23 protein-coding genes are annotated in these 15,137 nt (G+C 68.7%); 18 read left to right on the top strand and 5 right to left on the bottom strand.

The window, feature by feature from the left end; translation table 11 throughout:
- Nucleotides 1-208 precede the first annotated feature (208 nt).
- Nucleotides 209-973: a glutaminyl-peptide cyclotransferase gene (locus RI03_RS01810; protein WP_010214766.1), complete on the bottom strand. Its 765-nt coding sequence runs from the start codon at nt 971-973 to the stop codon at nt 209-211.
- A complete protein-coding gene (locus tag RI03_RS01815; protein ID WP_010214768.1) occupies nt 970-1,533 on the bottom strand; it encodes a helix-turn-helix domain-containing protein in 564 nt (187 codons plus the stop codon). The genes RI03_RS01810 and RI03_RS01815 overlap by 4 nt, the downstream gene beginning before the upstream one ends.
- Nucleotides 1,534-1,632: 99 nt before the next feature.
- Between RI03_RS01815 and RI03_RS01820 the strand changes: the two genes are divergently transcribed.
- From RI03_RS01820 to RI03_RS01830, 3 genes are all read left to right on the top strand, one after another.
- Nucleotides 1,633-2,097, top strand: a complete 465-nt coding sequence (locus RI03_RS01820) for a DUF6456 domain-containing protein (RefSeq protein WP_010161264.1) — start codon at nt 1,633-1,635, stop codon at nt 2,095-2,097.
- Nucleotides 2,098-2,136: 39 nt separating this feature from the next.
- Entirely contained in the window at nt 2,137-3,081 is a 945-nt protein-coding gene (gene dapF, locus RI03_RS01825) for a diaminopimelate epimerase (protein WP_010214770.1), read from the top strand.
- A 94-nt stretch (nt 3,082-3,175) separates the two neighbouring features.
- Nucleotides 3,176-3,688 (top strand): glycine zipper 2TM domain-containing protein, encoded by a 513-nt coding sequence (locus RI03_RS01830; RefSeq protein ID WP_010214771.1) that lies wholly within the window; start codon nt 3,176-3,178, stop codon nt 3,686-3,688.
- 291 nt (nt 3,689-3,979) lie between these two features.
- Here RI03_RS01830 and RI03_RS01835 read toward each other — a convergent pair whose 3' ends face one another.
- A complete protein-coding gene (locus RI03_RS01835; RefSeq protein ID WP_010214772.1) occupies nt 3,980-4,183 on the bottom strand; it encodes a hypothetical protein in 204 nt (67 codons plus the stop codon).
- A gap of 278 nt (nt 4,184-4,461) precedes the next feature.
- Here RI03_RS01835 and RI03_RS01840 point away from each other — a divergent pair, with 278 nt between their 5' ends.
- Entirely contained in the window at nt 4,462-4,965 is a 504-nt protein-coding gene (locus RI03_RS01840) for a hypothetical protein (protein ID WP_010161260.1), read from the top strand.
- A 38-nt stretch (nt 4,966-5,003) separates the two neighbouring features.
- Nucleotides 5,004-6,332 carry a DNA-packaging protein gene (locus RI03_RS01845; RefSeq protein WP_026046368.1) on the top strand — a complete coding sequence of 443 codons (1,329 nt, stop codon included), beginning with the start codon at nt 5,004-5,006 and terminating at the stop codon, nt 6,330-6,332.
- A 292-nt stretch (nt 6,333-6,624) separates the two neighbouring features.
- Here RI03_RS01845 and RI03_RS01850 read toward each other — a convergent pair whose 3' ends face one another.
- Both RI03_RS01850 and RI03_RS01855 read right to left on the bottom strand, forming a co-directional pair.
- A complete protein-coding gene (locus RI03_RS01850; RefSeq protein WP_010214774.1) occupies nt 6,625-6,957 on the bottom strand; it encodes a hypothetical protein in 333 nt (110 codons plus the stop codon).
- A gap of 241 nt (nt 6,958-7,198) precedes the next feature.
- A complete protein-coding gene (locus RI03_RS01855; protein WP_010214775.1) occupies nt 7,199-7,594 on the bottom strand; it encodes a hypothetical protein in 396 nt (131 codons plus the stop codon).
- A gap of 187 nt (nt 7,595-7,781) precedes the next feature.
- On the opposite strand from RI03_RS01855, the gene RI03_RS01860 reads away from it, so the two are divergent.
- The 13 genes from RI03_RS01860 (at nt 7,782) to RI03_RS01920 (ending at nt 15,059) form a co-directional block, all read left to right on the top strand.
- Entirely contained in the window at nt 7,782-8,096 is a 315-nt protein-coding gene (locus RI03_RS01860; RefSeq protein ID WP_238542196.1) for a hypothetical protein, read from the top strand.
- 103 nt (nt 8,097-8,199) lie between these two features.
- The gene (locus tag RI03_RS01865; RefSeq protein WP_010161256.1) at nt 8,200-8,871 is read left to right on the top strand and encodes a spermidine synthase; all 672 of its coding nucleotides are present in this window, start codon (nt 8,200-8,202) and stop codon (nt 8,869-8,871) included.
- A 260-nt stretch (nt 8,872-9,131) separates the two neighbouring features.
- Nucleotides 9,132-10,271 (top strand): phage portal protein, encoded by a 1,140-nt coding sequence (locus tag RI03_RS01870; RefSeq protein ID WP_010214778.1) that lies wholly within the window; start codon nt 9,132-9,134, stop codon nt 10,269-10,271.
- A complete protein-coding gene (locus RI03_RS01875; RefSeq protein WP_010214779.1) occupies nt 10,271-10,576 on the top strand; it encodes a DUF6127 family protein in 306 nt (101 codons plus the stop codon). The genes RI03_RS01870 and RI03_RS01875 overlap by 1 nt, the downstream gene beginning before the upstream one ends.
- Entirely contained in the window at nt 10,573-10,950 is a 378-nt protein-coding gene (locus tag RI03_RS01880; protein ID WP_010214781.1) for an HK97 family phage prohead protease, read from the top strand. Before RI03_RS01875 ends, RI03_RS01880 begins: the two co-directional genes overlap by 4 nt.
- A gap of 305 nt (nt 10,951-11,255) precedes the next feature.
- The gene (locus RI03_RS01885; RefSeq protein WP_010214783.1) at nt 11,256-12,311 is read left to right on the top strand and encodes a phage major capsid protein; all 1,056 of its coding nucleotides are present in this window, start codon (nt 11,256-11,258) and stop codon (nt 12,309-12,311) included.
- Nucleotides 12,312-12,399: 88 nt separating this feature from the next.
- Complete coding sequence (locus RI03_RS01890) at nt 12,400-12,954, top strand: head-tail connector protein (RefSeq protein WP_051007220.1); 555 nt, start codon at nt 12,400-12,402, stop codon at nt 12,952-12,954.
- Nucleotides 12,951-13,148 carry a hypothetical protein gene (locus RI03_RS01895; protein WP_010214786.1) on the top strand — a complete coding sequence of 66 codons (198 nt, stop codon included), beginning with the start codon at nt 12,951-12,953 and terminating at the stop codon, nt 13,146-13,148. The genes RI03_RS01890 and RI03_RS01895 overlap by 4 nt, the downstream gene beginning before the upstream one ends.
- A complete protein-coding gene (locus RI03_RS01900; RefSeq protein ID WP_010214788.1) occupies nt 13,145-13,531 on the top strand; it encodes a tail completion protein gp17 in 387 nt (128 codons plus the stop codon). Before RI03_RS01895 ends, RI03_RS01900 begins: the two co-directional genes overlap by 4 nt.
- Complete coding sequence (locus tag RI03_RS01905; RefSeq protein WP_010214789.1) at nt 13,528-13,935, top strand: phage tail tube protein; 408 nt, start codon at nt 13,528-13,530, stop codon at nt 13,933-13,935. The genes RI03_RS01900 and RI03_RS01905 overlap by 4 nt, the downstream gene beginning before the upstream one ends.
- Complete coding sequence (locus tag RI03_RS01910) at nt 13,932-14,240, top strand: gene transfer agent family protein (RefSeq protein WP_010214792.1); 309 nt, start codon at nt 13,932-13,934, stop codon at nt 14,238-14,240. Before RI03_RS01905 ends, RI03_RS01910 begins: the two co-directional genes overlap by 4 nt.
- Complete coding sequence (locus RI03_RS01915; RefSeq protein ID WP_010214794.1) at nt 14,240-14,443, top strand: phage tail assembly chaperone; 204 nt, start codon at nt 14,240-14,242, stop codon at nt 14,441-14,443. The genes RI03_RS01910 and RI03_RS01915 overlap by 1 nt, the downstream gene beginning before the upstream one ends.
- Nucleotides 14,433-15,059, top strand: coding sequence for a hypothetical protein (locus RI03_RS01920; protein ID WP_010214795.1), 627 nt, complete (start codon nt 14,433-14,435; stop codon nt 15,057-15,059). Before RI03_RS01915 ends, RI03_RS01920 begins: the two co-directional genes overlap by 11 nt.
- The last annotated feature ends 78 nt before the right edge of the window (nt 15,060-15,137 follow it).

A 15,137-nucleotide genomic window follows, 5' to 3' on the forward strand; every position in this document is an offset into this window, starting at 1 on the left:
TGCGTCTGGGGGGGGCATTTCGCAGCCCGCCACTTCCAGATTTTGACACCTCCCCGGCGAAGGCCGGGGCCCAATCGCGGAACAGAAGAGGGCTGAGGACGGCGCGACGGTACATTGGCCGCTACTCTTGGGCCCCGGCCTTCGCCGGGGAAGTGCTTCCCTTAAGGTGTTTCCGGGGAACGGGCTCCAGGCGAACGGCTCCGAGTCCTTATCGCGGGCGCTTGATCTCGAACAGGCTCGGCCAGTTCTTCCCCGTGACGTACAGCCGGTGCGCCACGCGGTCGTACGCGATCCCGTTCGGCACCGAATCGCGGTCGCTCAGCGCCACCTTGGCGATCAGCGGCGAGACGTCGATCACCCCGACGACACGACCGTTCGCCGGGTCGATCCGCGCGATATAGGGCGTCATCCAGATGTTGGCGTAGATCTGGCCGTCGACATATTCGAGCTCGTTGAGCTGCTCGACCGGGCGTCCGTTGGCGGTAACCGTCAGCCGCCGCACGACTTTCTGCGTGACCGGATCGAGGAAGCGGAGCACCGGCGTCCCGTCCGACAGGATCAGGTTGCGCCCGTCGTCGGTCATCGCCCAGCCTTCGCCGGTGTAGCTGAAGCCGCCGGTGCGCTTCAGTCCGGGCAGGCTCCACTTGAACCCCTGCCCGCCGTGCCACGTCACGCTGAGCAACTGGTTGCGCCACGCGACGATCCCCTCGCCGAACAGCTGCGGCGCGAGCTTGACGCGCGCGACGACGCGTCCGGTCTTGAGATCGACGCGGCGGATGTCGGACTGTCCCTCGCGCCCGGTGCTTTCGTACAAGGTCCCCCGATCGATCAGCAGCCCTTCGGTAAAGGCGCGCGGATCATGCGGATAGGTCGCGACGATTTCGGCCTTGGTGACCGGCAGCGGCGCGGGCGCGGGTGGCGCCGCGGACACGGCTTGTGCCGAAAGAGCAGCTAGGAGCATGGACAGGATCATAAGGTGCGAACCAATCGAACGGCGGTTGCGATCCATGGCGGATCGGTGACGACCTGCTGCCGCGTGCCGGGGCCGAGCGGAAGCAGGAGAAGCCTGGTGTCCTCGCGGCCGATCAGCCGCCCGAACAGGAACCGCCCCGCGGGGCGGGGGACGAGCACGTCGCGATTGAGCGCGCGGGCGAAGGCAGCGGGGGCGAGCCGGTCGCACCAGATCTCGTCGCCCGCGCGATAGTCCCCGATGCTTGCGACGACGCGAATCGCGAGATGATCGGGGGTGGCGACCGGCGGCGCGACCGTGGCGGGGCGCTTGGGCGCGTGCGCGCCGGTGGAATCGAGCAGCGCCGCGACCGCGATGTCGGGCCGGTCGGGGAGGCGGACGAGATCCGCGCCCTGCACCCCCAGCGCATCGGCGATCCGGTTGAGCCAGCCAACCGACACGGTCCGCGTCCCCGTCTCGAGCCGGCCGATCGTCTGCGCGGTGGTGGGCGGGACGCACGCCCGCGCGACATCCTCGAGCGTCATGCCCTTGGCGCGGCGGACTTCGCGAATCGCGGTGATCACGTGGTTTTCCTGCCGATGATAAAACCAAATCGGTTTGCCACTGTCCTACAATCGCGCCTTCGTGGCAATCCCGCCGGCGACTCGAACGGGAGAGACGGGATGCGCGAACTGGTGGAACGCGGGATCGATTCGCACGGGGTGCTGTCGGACGCACCGGGCGGGCGCGGGCGGCGGGTGACGGTCAATCTCGGCGAATCGCCGCTGGGGTGGTTGCGCTCGCGTGGGCTGGTCGACGCGCGGCAGGTCGAGGCGGGGGAGCGGCTGCGCGCGGATTACGAGCGCGCGGCGCTGGCGCCCTCGGTAACGATGCGCTGGGTGGCGCGGGTCGATGGCGGCGGTGGCGACGCGCTCGACCCGACGCTCGCGCAGATCGCGGCGAAGCGCCGGTTCGATGCCGCGCTCGACGGCGCGGGGCGGGGGTTGCGCGACGTGCTGTGGCGGGTGGTGTGCGCGGGCGAGGGGCTGCCCGACGCCGAACGCGCGCTCGGCTGGCCGCAGCGGAGCGGGCGCGTGGTGCTGACGCTCGCGCTCGACCGGCTCGCGGACCATTATGGGCTTGGGTGAGCGCTCGCTTGGACGGGGGGAAGGCGCTATGGCGGTGCGATGCACTTCGATATTCTCAAATGCCACGGCTCGGGCAATGATTTCCCGCTGATCGACGCGCGCGCGATCGATCTCTCCGATGCCGACTGGGCGCGCGTCGCGATCGCGCTGGCGGACCGGGCGGGGACCGTCGGGGGCGACGGAATCCTGCTGCTGACCAATCGGCAGGATGGCTATCCCTTTGAAATGCGTATGCTTAATTCGGATGGTAGCGAATCGGAGACGTGCCTGAACGGGTTGCGCTGCGTCGCGCGCGCGGGGTTCGCGGCGCTCGGGATCGAGTCGGCGCGGGTCGGGCTCAAGCAATCCGCGGCGGACGTGTCGCGCGACCCGGATCTAGCGGCGGGGGTCTATACGGTGCGCGAGGTCGCGGGGCCGGCCGGGCTCGACGTGACGCAGTGGCCGCTCCACGCGGGTGTGGCGCGGATCGTCGAGGCGCCGGTGCCGCCGCTGGCGAGCGACCGGCGGTTCACCGCGGTCGCGATGCCCAATCCGCATCTCGTCAGCTTCGTCGAGGGGATCGACGAGGCCGAGCTGGTCGCGCTCGGGGCGGCGTGCGAGGCGGCGCCCGACTGGCTGCCCAACCGCGCCAACGTCTCCTTCGTCGAGGTGCGGGGCGCGGATACGCTGTTCGTCCGCACGTTCGAGCGCGGGATCGGGCTGACCGACAGCTGCGGCAGCGCGATGGCGGCGTCGACCTTCGCCGCGTGCCTGACCGGGCGCTGCGGCTATGATACGGAGATCGTCGTGCGCAACCGTGGCGGGCTGGTGCGCGCCGAGGCGAGCGAAGCGGGGATGGTACGGCTGTCGGGCAATGCGACGTTCGAATGGGCGGGGACGGTCGATGTCGATCTGGCCAGCGCGACCGCGGGGCCGGTGACGGTCACCCGACGCTATGAAGACGAAATCGCGGCGTGGGATGCGGTGCGATCGGGTTTGCGCTGAGGCGGAAATGTCCCGTTCATCGGTGTGGGCGCGTATGGGGGTTTCCAAAGGTGGAGCGGAGAAGATTTCTATGAATCGGTTTGTTCGTGTCGCGATGCTGCTGGCCGGCTCGAGCCTTGCCATCGCGACCCCCGTCATGGCGCAAAGCCAGGCGGACGAGGCGCGCTTCCAGCAGGCGCAGCAGCGGTTCGACGGCGAGTGGCGCACGTTCCGCGCCGAATATGATCGCTATCAGCAGGCGCGCACGCGCGGCTATCGCGCGCCGCCGCCGCGTGGCTATGACGACCAGCGCTATGCCGATCCCGAGTACGATAATCGCGACGAGGGCAATTATGACCCGGCGCGCTATTACCGCAACGACTCGCGCTACCAGGAGCGCGTGCTCGGGCCGGACGACCGGGTCTATGCCGGGAACGACGGTCGCTATTATTGCAAGCGCAACGACGGGACGACCGGGCTGATCGCGGGCGCGGTCGGCGGCGGCGTGCTCGGCAACGTGATCGACGGCGGCCATTCGCGCGGGGTCGGCACGATCCTCGGCGCGATCGCGGGCGGCGTGGTCGGCAAGTCGGTCGACCAGAACAACGCGCAGGTCCGCTGCCGCTGAGCGGTTGGCACCGGGTGTGGGGAGGCCGCGCGGGGGGACCTGCGCGGCCTTTTTTGTACTGGGGGGTGGGGGACGGTACTTCCAGTACCGGCGTCACCCTGAATGTGTTTCAGGGTCCACCGCGAGGCGAGTCCGGTCCGGGTTTGTTGCCCGGTGGATGCTGAAACGCGTTCAGCATGACGGCGGGAGAGGGAGGGGCGGTGGCGTGTTCTCCAGAACACAACAAGGCCGCGCGGATTGCTCCGCGCGGCCTTTTCGAGTCGTGACGCTGCCGTCCCGGTGGGGTGGGCGTCAGTCCTTGGATTCACCCTCGTCGTCGACCGCGAGCATGTCTTCCTCGTCCGAGTCGAGCGTCTCGCCGACCGTGTCGGCGATCAGGTCGAGCTGGTCGTACGTCGCCGTATATTCCTGCGTCTCGCCGCCTTCTTCTTCGATCGTAATGACATAGTCTTCGCCTGAACGGCTGACCGTAAACCCTGCCAGTGTCTTCGCCATAATCCGTCTCCTGAGATACCAGCCGCCGAACGCCCGGACCGCCGGAACGCTCCGTCGGGATGAAGAAGATTTTTGCGATACGGATCGAACGCAGACGCCGTCGACGAACCCACCTGGTACAAAATGCTTGACATCGTCGCGCTCCTCAGGTACATATCAGGAACGATGAAGAATTGCGCACCGCCGCCGCGGGTTGAAACGGCGGCGATGGGGACGGGCCGGGGCGGAGACGCTTTCCGGCCCGTTTGCGTTGGCGCGCACCGAACAGGAGGGCTGGGATGGACTACCGACCGCGCGCCGCAGGCGCAGCAACGGCGCTGACGGCAACCAGCGCCACCACGATCGTGCGCGGCAAGCGCGTTCGATGGAATTTGCAGATGAAGGCCGAGTTCCTCGATCATCTCGCCGCGAGCTGCAATGTCACCGCGTCGGCTGCTGCGATCGGGGTCGGTCCCCTGTCGCTGTACGGGTTGCGACGCCGCGACCCCGAATTCGCCCGCGAATGGCAAGGGGCGCTGGAGAGTGGCTATCAACTGCTCGAGACGATGTTGCTGGGGCACGTCCTGTCCGGCGGATCGCGGACCGATGCGATCGAAACCGCTCATGATGCACCGAAACTCGATGTCGAAACCGCCCTGCGGTTGCTGACCGCGCATCGCGGCTCGGTCGGAAAGCCGTCGAGCAAGATCGGCCGACCCCTGGAACGCGCCGAACTGGCGGACACCGCCGCCGCGATCCTCAAGAAGCTGAGCGCGATCGAGAAACGCCGGGGTGGGGCATGAGCGGACGTCCGCGTCGCCAGCGCCGTCCGGGAAAGCCGATGCCCGGGTCGCTGGAACTGCCGGTCGGATATCTCGACCGCATTCTGGCGCTGTCGATCGAGGAGCGTGCCGAACTGTTGCGGGGCCTGACCAAACCGCAGCGCCGGACGCTCAACGACGACTGGCGGACATGGGCGCATTCCGGACAGCGGATGCCGCCCGGCGACTGGCGCATGTGGCTGATCCGGGCGGGGCGCGGGTTCGGCAAGACGCGCGCGGGCGCGGAATGGGTGAGCGAGATCGCGCGGTCGATGCCGGGGGCGCGGATCGCGCTGGTCGGCGCGACGATCGAGGACGTGCGGCGCGTGATGATCGAGGGGGAAAGCGGGCTGGTCTCGGTCGCGCGGTTCGACGAGCCGGTCGATTACCGGCGCGACGCGGGCGAGATCGTGTTCGCCTCGGGGGCGCGCGCGGCGATCTTCTCGGCGGCGAGTCCCGAGACGCTGCGCGGGCCGGAACATCATGCGGCGTGGTGCGACGAGCTCGCCAAGTGGCGCTACGGCGACGCGGCGTGGGACAATCTGATGCTGGGGATGCGGCTGGGCGATACGCCGCGCGTGCTGGTGACGACGACGCCCAGGCCGATTCCGCTGATGCGGCGGGTGATGGCGCTCAAGGGGCTGGTCGAGACGGTCGGGCGGACGCAGGACAATCCGCATTTGCCCGACACGTTCCTCGCGGCGCTGGAGGAGGCGTATGGCGGGACTCGGCTCGCGCGGCAGGAGATCGCGGGCGAGCTGATCGCGGAAGCCGAGGGGGCGCTCTGGCGGCGCGCGCATTTCGACGCGTGCCGGGTGGCGGAAGCACCTGCGCTGGTGCGGACGATCGTCGCGGTCGATCCGCCCGCCGGGACCGACTCGGGGCAGGGCGATGCGTGCGGGATCGTCGCGGTCGCGCTGGGGCGTGACGGGCGTGGGTATGTGCTGGAGGATGCGAGCGTTTCGGGACTGTCGCCCGAAGGCTGGGCGCAGGCGGTGGCGGCGTGCGCGGCACGGCACCGCGCGGACCGGGTGATCGCGGAGAAGAACCAGGGCGGCAAGATGGTCGAGAGCGTGTTGCTCGCGGCGGATGCGGGGCTGCCGCTGCGGCTGGTTCACGCCGGCGACGGGAAAGTCGCGCGCGCCGAGCCGGTGTCGATCCTGTACGAGCGCGGGCGGGTCTCGCATGTCGGCGTCTTTGCCGACCTCGAGACCGAACTGTGCGGGCTGGTCGTCGGGGGCGGCTATCAGGGGCCGGGGCGCTCGCCCGACCGCGCGGATGCGCTGGTGTGGGCGCTGGGGGAGCTGATGCTCGCGAAACGTCGGACGGCACAGATCAGACCGACGTGACCTGGGTCGTGAACCTGTGACCGAATTGTTTTGCGCGCGACGGCAGAGCGGCGGGGAGCGGTGGGCAGCGGCCCGTCGCGGGGGTGACGGCGGGGAGCGGAATGTCCTGCCACCGGTCCGTCATTCCCGCCGGGGCGGGAAACCATTAGCACCGTTCGTCCAGTCCTGCGCAGTCAGCCAGTATGGATCCCCGCCGTCGCGGGGATGACGGAAGGAGGTGGCCGTGACCCTTAGAAAATCGGCCGCGACGTCAGGCTGAACGGCGAAAATTGGTGGGAAGGCGACAGTCAGATCACACGAGCACATTTGCCTTGTCGCCCGGAGCACTTGTCCCCCCTTTGCGCTTGGACGCCTGCTCGATAGCATCTTGTATCTCTTTCGAGATGGCCTCCTTTTGCTCACGCGGCAGTGCGTCGAACTGCTCTTTCGTTAGTTTGTGGCTCTTCAAAATCCTCTCTATCATGCGGTCGATAGGGCTTTTTTTGGCTTCCTTCTGAAAGTCGGCGACGATTTGTTTGGACTTGGCCGCTGCCTCTTCGTTGCGTTCCGACACAGAATACGGCTTGGTAAGGGCGAAGGGTGCCGAGACACCTATGGAGAGGCTGCTGGCCGTGCTGATGCCCATGATCGCTCCGCATTAAATTTAGTGAAATCTGCCTAAGCAGGGTTTGTATTTCATTTTAGCGGTCTTTTCAGGAGCCGAACGGAACGAGATAGATTTCCGATTAAAAGCTGAGCGGGCGGCGATGTTCGCAAGCAGGTGCGACCCGTCCCCCCCTAGAACGACCCCATACACTCGTGAACCATTTCTGTCTTAATGACCGACATTGGGCGTTAGCGGTCAGTCCGTTTGATGAGAATTCGACCTAATTCGCGACGCCGGTTCGCCCGGTGTTGGGCGGATAGATGACCTTCGGGCGGGTATAGGCGGTGTACATCGCCTGCCCGGTGGCGTCGACCGAGAAGATGTCCGCGCGGCGGCGCATCTCGGCAAAGCGGAACTGGATACGATCGAGCTTGTGCTGGAGCAGCGCCTTGTGCTCGGCGGTCAGCATGCCGCCGTCGCGCGCCTGCAGGTCGAGCGCTTCGGTGCGGAGCGCGACCATGCGGTTGTGATGCGTGATGTCCGCCGAGATGCTGGTCGGAGTCGGGACGTAGACGATGCCTTCGGCGACATTGGGGTAGGGCGCGTCGATTCCGCGGCTTGGCAGGACTGTCGGCGTGGTCGCGGCAGCGGCGGCGGCGAGCAGCGTAGCGAGCATGACATTCCCCTTTGATATCCGAGCCTTGGCCTGGACGAAATCGATACTGCCACAACGCTTGGTCTCGTCAATTCGCTCCTTCGTTTCGAGCACGTCTAATTGTCTAGGTCTGGCTTGCAAAAACCATTTCACAAAAGTGCCGTATATGTGTCATCAAACTGCAACAGAAGAAAATGGAGACGGAGCGATGATCAGGACCTTGGCTTTGGGATTGGTTGCAGTGGCGAGCTTTTCGAGCGTAGCGGTTGCCGCGCCGCAATCGGCCGATGCGGTGCACGCGACCGAAGCAAGCGCGCAGGTCGATCCGCGCGACGGTGGCGCGCAGATCGAACTGGCGAACGCCTATGTCCGTGCCGGACGGACCGGGGATGCCGCGACGGCCTATCGCCGTGCGCTGACGCTCGACAACGTGATGCTCGAGACGCGGACCGGCGATTCGATCTGGTCGCACCAGGTCGCGCGGCACATGCTGGCGGGTGCGCCGGTGCTCGCCGCACGCTGATCCCCACCGCCGACCGGCGTGGCTTTTCGTCGCGCCGGTCGGTAGGGACGCAACCCTCCGCCGCCGTCCCGGTCTGCGGATGACGGCAGGGTTGGAGCGTCCGATGGTACCGCGCGAATTGATCGACACGGCGCAGATCCCCGGCGGGGACGCAATGACGCTGTACCGGCGCGGTGCCGACTTCATGATCGTGGTCGATCGCAATGAATTGATGAGCACGCGGATGAACGGCTCCGAAGAGGCGCTGGGCACGCTCGCGTGCGCGCGTGTTTCGGGCGTCGCAGCGCCGCGTGTGCTGATCGGCGGCTATGGCATGGGGTTCACGCTCCGTGCGGTGCTGGGTGTCGTCGGGTCGCGCGCGGACGTGGTGGTGGCGGAACTGGTGCCGCAGATCCTCGCCTGGGCGCGCGGGCCGATGGCGGCGGTGGCGGACGGGTGCCTCGATGATCCCCGCGTGCGGGTGTTCGAGGGCGATGTCGCCGAGGCGATTCTGGCGCCCGAGGGCGGCTATGACGCGATCCTGCTCGATGTCGACAATGGGCCGGACGGGCTGGTGCGCGCGGAGAACAACCGCCTCTATGCGCCGCGCGGGCTTTCGGCGGCGCGGATGGCGTTGCGGCCGGGGGGCGTGCTGGCGATCTGGTCGGCGGCGCCCGACGCACGCTTCGTCACGCGGCTGAAGGCGGCGGGGTTCCTGGTCGACGAGGTCGCGGTCAAGGCGCGGCAGAACGGCAAGGGGCCGCGGCACGTGATCTGGTTCGCGACTCGGGGGTGAGGGGGCGGGGTAACGCCGGGGATTGCCCCCCACGCCGCCTGAGTTCGCATTTCATCATCCGTTCGCCCTGAGCGCAGTCGAAGGGCCAGCGCTGCGCGTGGGGCTTCGACTTCGCTCAGCCCGAACGGATGGCGGTGATGAGCCTGGTCCGGCCAGCGCGCGTAAAAGAATGACGGATTGAACAGGCATCGGCGGCGTCAAATACTGCGCGCCGATCATGGCGTGCGGATCGACGTCCCGCCTCCTCACAGGAGAACATCATGAAATGGTTCGGCTGGAAAGCCGCCGGTCGCGAGGAGTCGCGGCCGGCGCTCGATCGTGCGCGTTCGCGCTTTGCGAGCGGGTTTGGCGTCGGGGAAGTGCCGCGCTCGTACGAGGCGCAGGTGCGCGCGCTGTATCTGGGCAATGCGATCGCGCAGCGGGCGGTGCGGTTGATCGCGGACGGAATCGGGGATGCGCCGTTGCTGGGCGCGCCCGAGATCGTCGCGCTGGTGCAGGCGCGCTCGGGCGGGCAGGCGTTGTGCGCGAGCGTCGCGGCGCATCTGCTGCTCCACGGCAATGCGTATGTGCAATTGCTGACCGATGCGCGCGGCGACGTGGTCGAGCTGTTCGCGCTGCGGCCGGAACGGGTGACGGTCGAGCCCGATGCGGCGGGGTGGCCGATCGCCTATCGCTACGGGGTGGGCGAGCGGTCGGTGCGGCTGGTTGCGGAGGATCCGGCGGGGCGGCCGCAGGTCGTGCATATCAAGGCGTTCCATCCGCTCGACGATCATTACGGGCTGGGCAGCCTGGCGAGTGCCGCAGGGGCGATGGCGCTGCACAATGCGGCGTCGGCGTGGAACACCGCGCTGCTCGACAATGCCGCGCGGCCTTCGGGGGCGCTGGTGTACGATCCGGGCGACGGATCGAGCCTGTCGCGCGAACAGTTCGAGCGGTTGCGCGGCGAGATGGACGCAGGCTTTGCGGGCGCCCGCAACGCCGGGCGACCGATGCTGCTCGAGGGCGGGTTGAAGTGGCAACCGCTCAGCCTGACGCCCGCCGACATGGATTTCACGCAGATGAAGGCGACCGCGGCGCGCGAGATCGCGACTGCATTCGGGGTGCCGCCGATGCTGCTCGGGCTGCCGGGCGACGCGACCTACGCGAATTACCGTGAGGCGAACCGCGCTTTGTGGCGGCTCGCGATCCTGCCGCTGGCGGGGTCGATCCTCGCGTCGCTGGCCCAGGCGCTCGGCGGGTGGTTCGAGGGCGCGGCGCTGTCGGTCGATCTCGATCGGATCACTGCGCTGGCGGAGGATCGCGAGCGGCTGTGGGCGCAGGTCGGCGCGGCGGACTTCCTGAGTGCTGAGGAAAAACGCGCGATGCTCGGCATCGCGCCGGTTGGTGTGGGAGATGCGTAATGAGTGGTGCATTGCTGGCGCAGTTGATCGCGCAAGGGTCGAGCGAGGGCGCGGACCTGGCGACGCTGCGCGCGATCGCGGAGGAAGCGGGCGAGGTCGCGGCGACGCGCGCGCTCGCGCGGCTAGGGCTCGACGATGGCGCGGCGCCCAAGGACATGGCGGAGCTGCGCGAACTGCTCGGCGCCTGGCGCGACGCGAAGAAGCGCGTGTGGAAGGCGGCGCTCGGGTGGGTCGTGCGGATCCTGGGGGCCTTGGTGCTGACGGGGATCGCGGTGAAGACGGGGTTCTGGGACTGGGTCAAGTGAGCCTGCGGTTCGCGGGCTATGCCGCGGTGTTCGACCGGGTAGATCGGGGCGGGGACGTGATCCGGGCTGGGGCGTTCGATGTTTCCGGTTCCGTGCCGTTGCTGTGGCATCACCGGGGCGCGCCGGTGGGGGTGGTCGAGCGAGTCGTGCCCGATGCGCGCGGGCTGCGGGTGATCGGGCGGATCGACGATGCGGCGCTGGCCGGGATGGTGCGCGGCGGGGGCGTTTCGGGGCTTTCGATCGGGTATCGCGTGCGGGCCGGGGTGCGTACGGACTCGGCGGTGCGGGAGCTGACCGCGCTCGATCTGGTCGAGGTAAGCCTGGTGGCGCAGCCGATGCAGCCGCTCGCGCGGGTGCACGCGATCGAGGGCTGAGGTTTCACCCTCGTGCCGTCACCGCTCGCCCCAAGAGCTGCCGTCATGCTGAACGCGTTTCAGCATCCACCGGGCGACAAGGACGGTCCGGACTCGCTGAGGGCTGGATCCTGAAACAAGTTCAGGATGACGGCCTGTTTTGCAGACCTCTCGCGAAGGCGGGAGGCCGGGAGTCGCGCACGCCTTCAGGCGTTATGGCGCGTGGCCCTGGGTTCCTGGCTTCGCAGGAACACGGGACGTTCAACATCACAGGTTTCTTTGCCCGGCGGCGGTGTCGTCCGGGTGTCTTGGCGTGGGAGAATGACATGAGCGATCAGACGATGGATGCACTGGAAGCGAGTTTCGAGACGCAGCCGCTCGGCGGGCCGGTGGTCCGGCCGGTGCTTGCGGGCGGCGGTGGTGCTTCGGCGGGCGGCGGGTTCGAGGGGTTCCTGCGCAGTGGGGCGAGCGTCGAGATGAAGGCGTTTACCGGGGTGACCGGTGATGCGGGCGGCTATGCGATCCCCAAGGAGATCGACAGCGTGATCGACGCGACGCTGAAGGCGATCTCGCCGATGCGCGCGATCGCCAACGTCGTACAGGTCGGCACTGCGGGCTATCGCAAGCTGGTGACGACCGGGGGCACGCCGTCGGGCTGGGCGGCGGAGACCGACGCGCGGCCAACCACCGCGAGCCCGGTGTTCACCGAAATCGCGCCGCCGATGGGCGAACTCTACGCCAACCCGAGCGCGAGCCAGGCGATGCTCGACGATGCCGCGTTCGACGTCGAGGCGTGGCTGGCGAACGAGATCGCGCTCGAATTCGCCAAGGCGGAGGGGAGCGCGTTCATAAACGGCACCGGCGTGAGCCGCCCCAAGGGGTTCCTCCAGGCGACGACCGCCGCGACCACCGATGCGTCGCGCGCGTTCGGGACGCTGCAATATCTGGCGAGCGGGGTGGCGGGCGACTTCCCAACGACGCCGCAGGACCGGCTGATCGACCTCGTCCAAGCACTGCGCGCGCCGTATCGGCAGGGCGCGGTGTTCCTGATGAACGCTACGACGCTCGCGCGGATCCGCAAGTTCAAGACCAGCGACGGCCAGTTCCTGTGGAGCCCTAGCCTCAGCGGCGCGACGCCGGGGACGCTGCTCGGCTATCCGGTGATCGAGAGCGAGGACATGCCCGATATCGCGGCGAACAGCCTGTCGATCGCATTCGGCAACTTCAAGGCGGGCTATCTGATCGCGGAGCGGCGCGAGACCGTGATCCTGCGCGATCCTTACACCAACAAGCCGTTCGTCAATTTCTACGCAACCAAGCGGATCGGCGGCTGCGTGTCGAACAGCGAGGCGATCAAGCTGATGAAGTTCGCGGTGTCCTGAGCGCCAGCAGCAGTCGGGGGCGGCGGCCGGGGCAGGGTTGGAATGGATCGCGCGCCGGCCGCCGCGATTGTCTGGCGGAGGGATCGACATGATCGAGGGTAATGGACCGGGCGTGGTGACGCTCGGCACGGGGGATCGTGCGCTGGCGGTGGCGGCGGTCAAGGCGGTGCTGCGCGTGGCGAGCGCGGACGAGGACGATTTGATCGCCGCGTTCGTCGAGACCGCTCTGGGGCTGGCCGAGCGGTTCCTGGGGCGGGTGACGCTCATCCGGACGATGCGCGAGAGTTTTACGGCGACGGGCGGGTGGCAGCGGATCGGCGCGGCACCGGTCCGCGCGATCACGCGGGTCGAGACGACCGCGGGGGTTGCGCTGGCGACGACGGCCTATGCGATCGACATCGATGCGCACGGCGAAGGCTGGGTCCGCGTGAGCGATGGCGGGAGCGGCATCCGCGTCGTCGTGTTCGACAGCGGGATGGCGAGCGACTGGGCGGGGGTGCCGGGGCCGATCCGGCAAGGCGTCGTGCTGCTCGCCGCGCATCTGTTCGACGCGCGTGCGCAGGACACGCCGCCGCCGCTCGCGGTGACCGCGCTGTGGCGGCCGTTCCGGCGGATCGCGCTTCTTGCGGGAGAGCATCCATGATGGACACGCTGGAGGAACGCGCGCGCGCGATCGGCGAGGCAGCGGCGGCGCGCGTGCGGGGGCGGGTTGCCGCCACCATGCGTGAAACGCTTCCGGACGTGGCGGTGGATGTGGTCGGCGACGACGTCGTGCTGACCGGGCGGATCACGCCCGACGACCCGCGGCTTCGCTGGATCGGGAGCGTGCTGCGATGAGCGCGGAGAGCGTGCTGCAGGCGGCGGTGCTGGCGAAACTGCGCGCGGTATCGGGCTTGAACGGCGTGTATTTCGGTCCCCCGGTGCGCGCGACGCCGCCCTTTGCCGAGCTGGGCGAGACGATCGCGGTCGACTGGGGGGCGAAGGATCGTGCCGGGCGCGAGTTGCGCGTGCTGGTGACGCTGCGCGACGCCGGCGAGACGGCGGTGCGGCTGGCTACGCTCACGGCAAGCGTCGGCGCGGCGATCGAAACCGTGCCGCGCGACCTGACCGGCTGGCGGGTCGCAAGCGTGCTGCTCGTGCGCAGCCGGAGCTGGGGCACCAGCCCCGGCCAGTGGAGCGCGAGCATGGATTACCGGATTCGCATGATGGAGGCTTTATGAGCGTGGAACGGGGCAGTGCCTTCTTGCTGAAGGTGGGGAATGGGGCGTCGCCGCTCGTCTATCAGACGGTCGCGGGGCTGCGCACGACACAGCTCAGCATCAACGGCGCTTTGGTCGCGGTAACGTCGAAGGATTCGGGCGGGTGGCGTGACCTGCTGTCGGGGGCGGGGGTGCGCAGCGTCTCCGTTTCGGCGGCGGGGGTGTTCGTCGGGTCGGCGGCGGAGCTGCGGATCAAGGCGAGCGCGCTGTCGGGGGTGCTCGACGATTATCGGCTGAGCTTCGAGGGCGGGGATACGCTGAGCGGCAAGTTCCTCGTCGCACGGCTCGATTATGCCGGGGATTACAACGGGGAGCGGAGCTACACGATCAGCCTGGAAAGTTCGGGCGCGGTGGTGGCGGCATGAGCGCCAACCCGGAGCGCGGCGAGGCGGAACTCCGCGTCGCGGGCGAGCGGCTGGTGTTACGCCCGAGCTTCACCGCTTTGTGCGCGGCGGAGCGCGAACTCGGGCCGCTGTTCGCGCTGGTGGAACGCGCGGCGGCGGGGTCGCTCGCGCTCAGCGAGATGGTCGCGCTGTTCTGGCATTGCCGCGTCGATCCGCCCGAGGCGATCACGCGCGAGCGGCTGGGGGACAGCGTCGTGCGCGCGGGGCTGGCGGCGGCGACTCCGGTGTTGCGCGTGCTGCTCGGGCAGATCCTGGCCGGGCGGTGATGGAGCGGTTCGCCGAGGCGAGCGTGCGGCTCGCCGGGCTGGCGGGGGCGGTGCTGGGGTGGGGGCCGGAGGTGTTCTGGCACGCTACTCCGGCCGAACTGGGCGCGGTGGTGGCGGTGTTGACGGGTGGGGGCGATGCGGTCGTGCCGCCCGATGCGGCGACGATCGCGCGGATGCAGGAGGCGTTTCCCGATGGCGGATGAAATCGAACGGCTGGTGGTGGGCGTGCGCGCGGATACCGCGGGGTTTTCGCGCGACGTGGAGGCGATGCGCGCGTCGCTCGACGGGTCGCTGGTGAGCGGGGCGGAGCGCGCCGGTCGCGGGATCGAGACAGCGCTGGTCAAGGCGGTGCGGTCGGGGTCGCTCGGGTTCGAGGATCTGCGCAAGGTGGCGCTGTCAGTGCTCGACGACATCGCCGCAGCGGCGCTGCGCAGCGGGCTGAACGCGGTGTTCGGCGGGGGAAGTGCCGGAACGTCGCTACTGCCGCGAACCAATCCGGCGGGCTGCGGCTGCAGTGGGGGGGGTGGCACCGATCCGGTTGGGCTGCTGTCTGCTCTCGGCAGTCTGTTCGGCGGGGCGCCGGGGCGTGCCACGGGTGGGCCGGTCTCGCCGACGCGACCCTATTGGGTCGGCGAGCGTGGGCCGGAACTGTTCGTGCCGACCGCGAGCGGGAGCATCGTTGCGGCGGGTGGCGGGGGCGGGGCGCGCGATGTTCGCGTGTCGATCACCGTGCAGGGCGGAAGCGATGCGCCGCAAACGCTGGCTGCGTCGAGCCGACAGGTCGCGCGCGCGGTTAAGGCAGCGTTGAGCGCGGAGTGAGGGGGGGTGTTTAGGAGCACCGCCCACCATTCACTGCCGTCATGCTGAACTCGTTTCAGCATCCACCGCGTAACGGGC

This window comes from Sphingomonas sp. PAMC 26621 (genome assembly GCF_000251145.1).
Taxonomy (GTDB): Bacteria; Pseudomonadota; Alphaproteobacteria; order Sphingomonadales; family Sphingomonadaceae; genus Sphingomonas.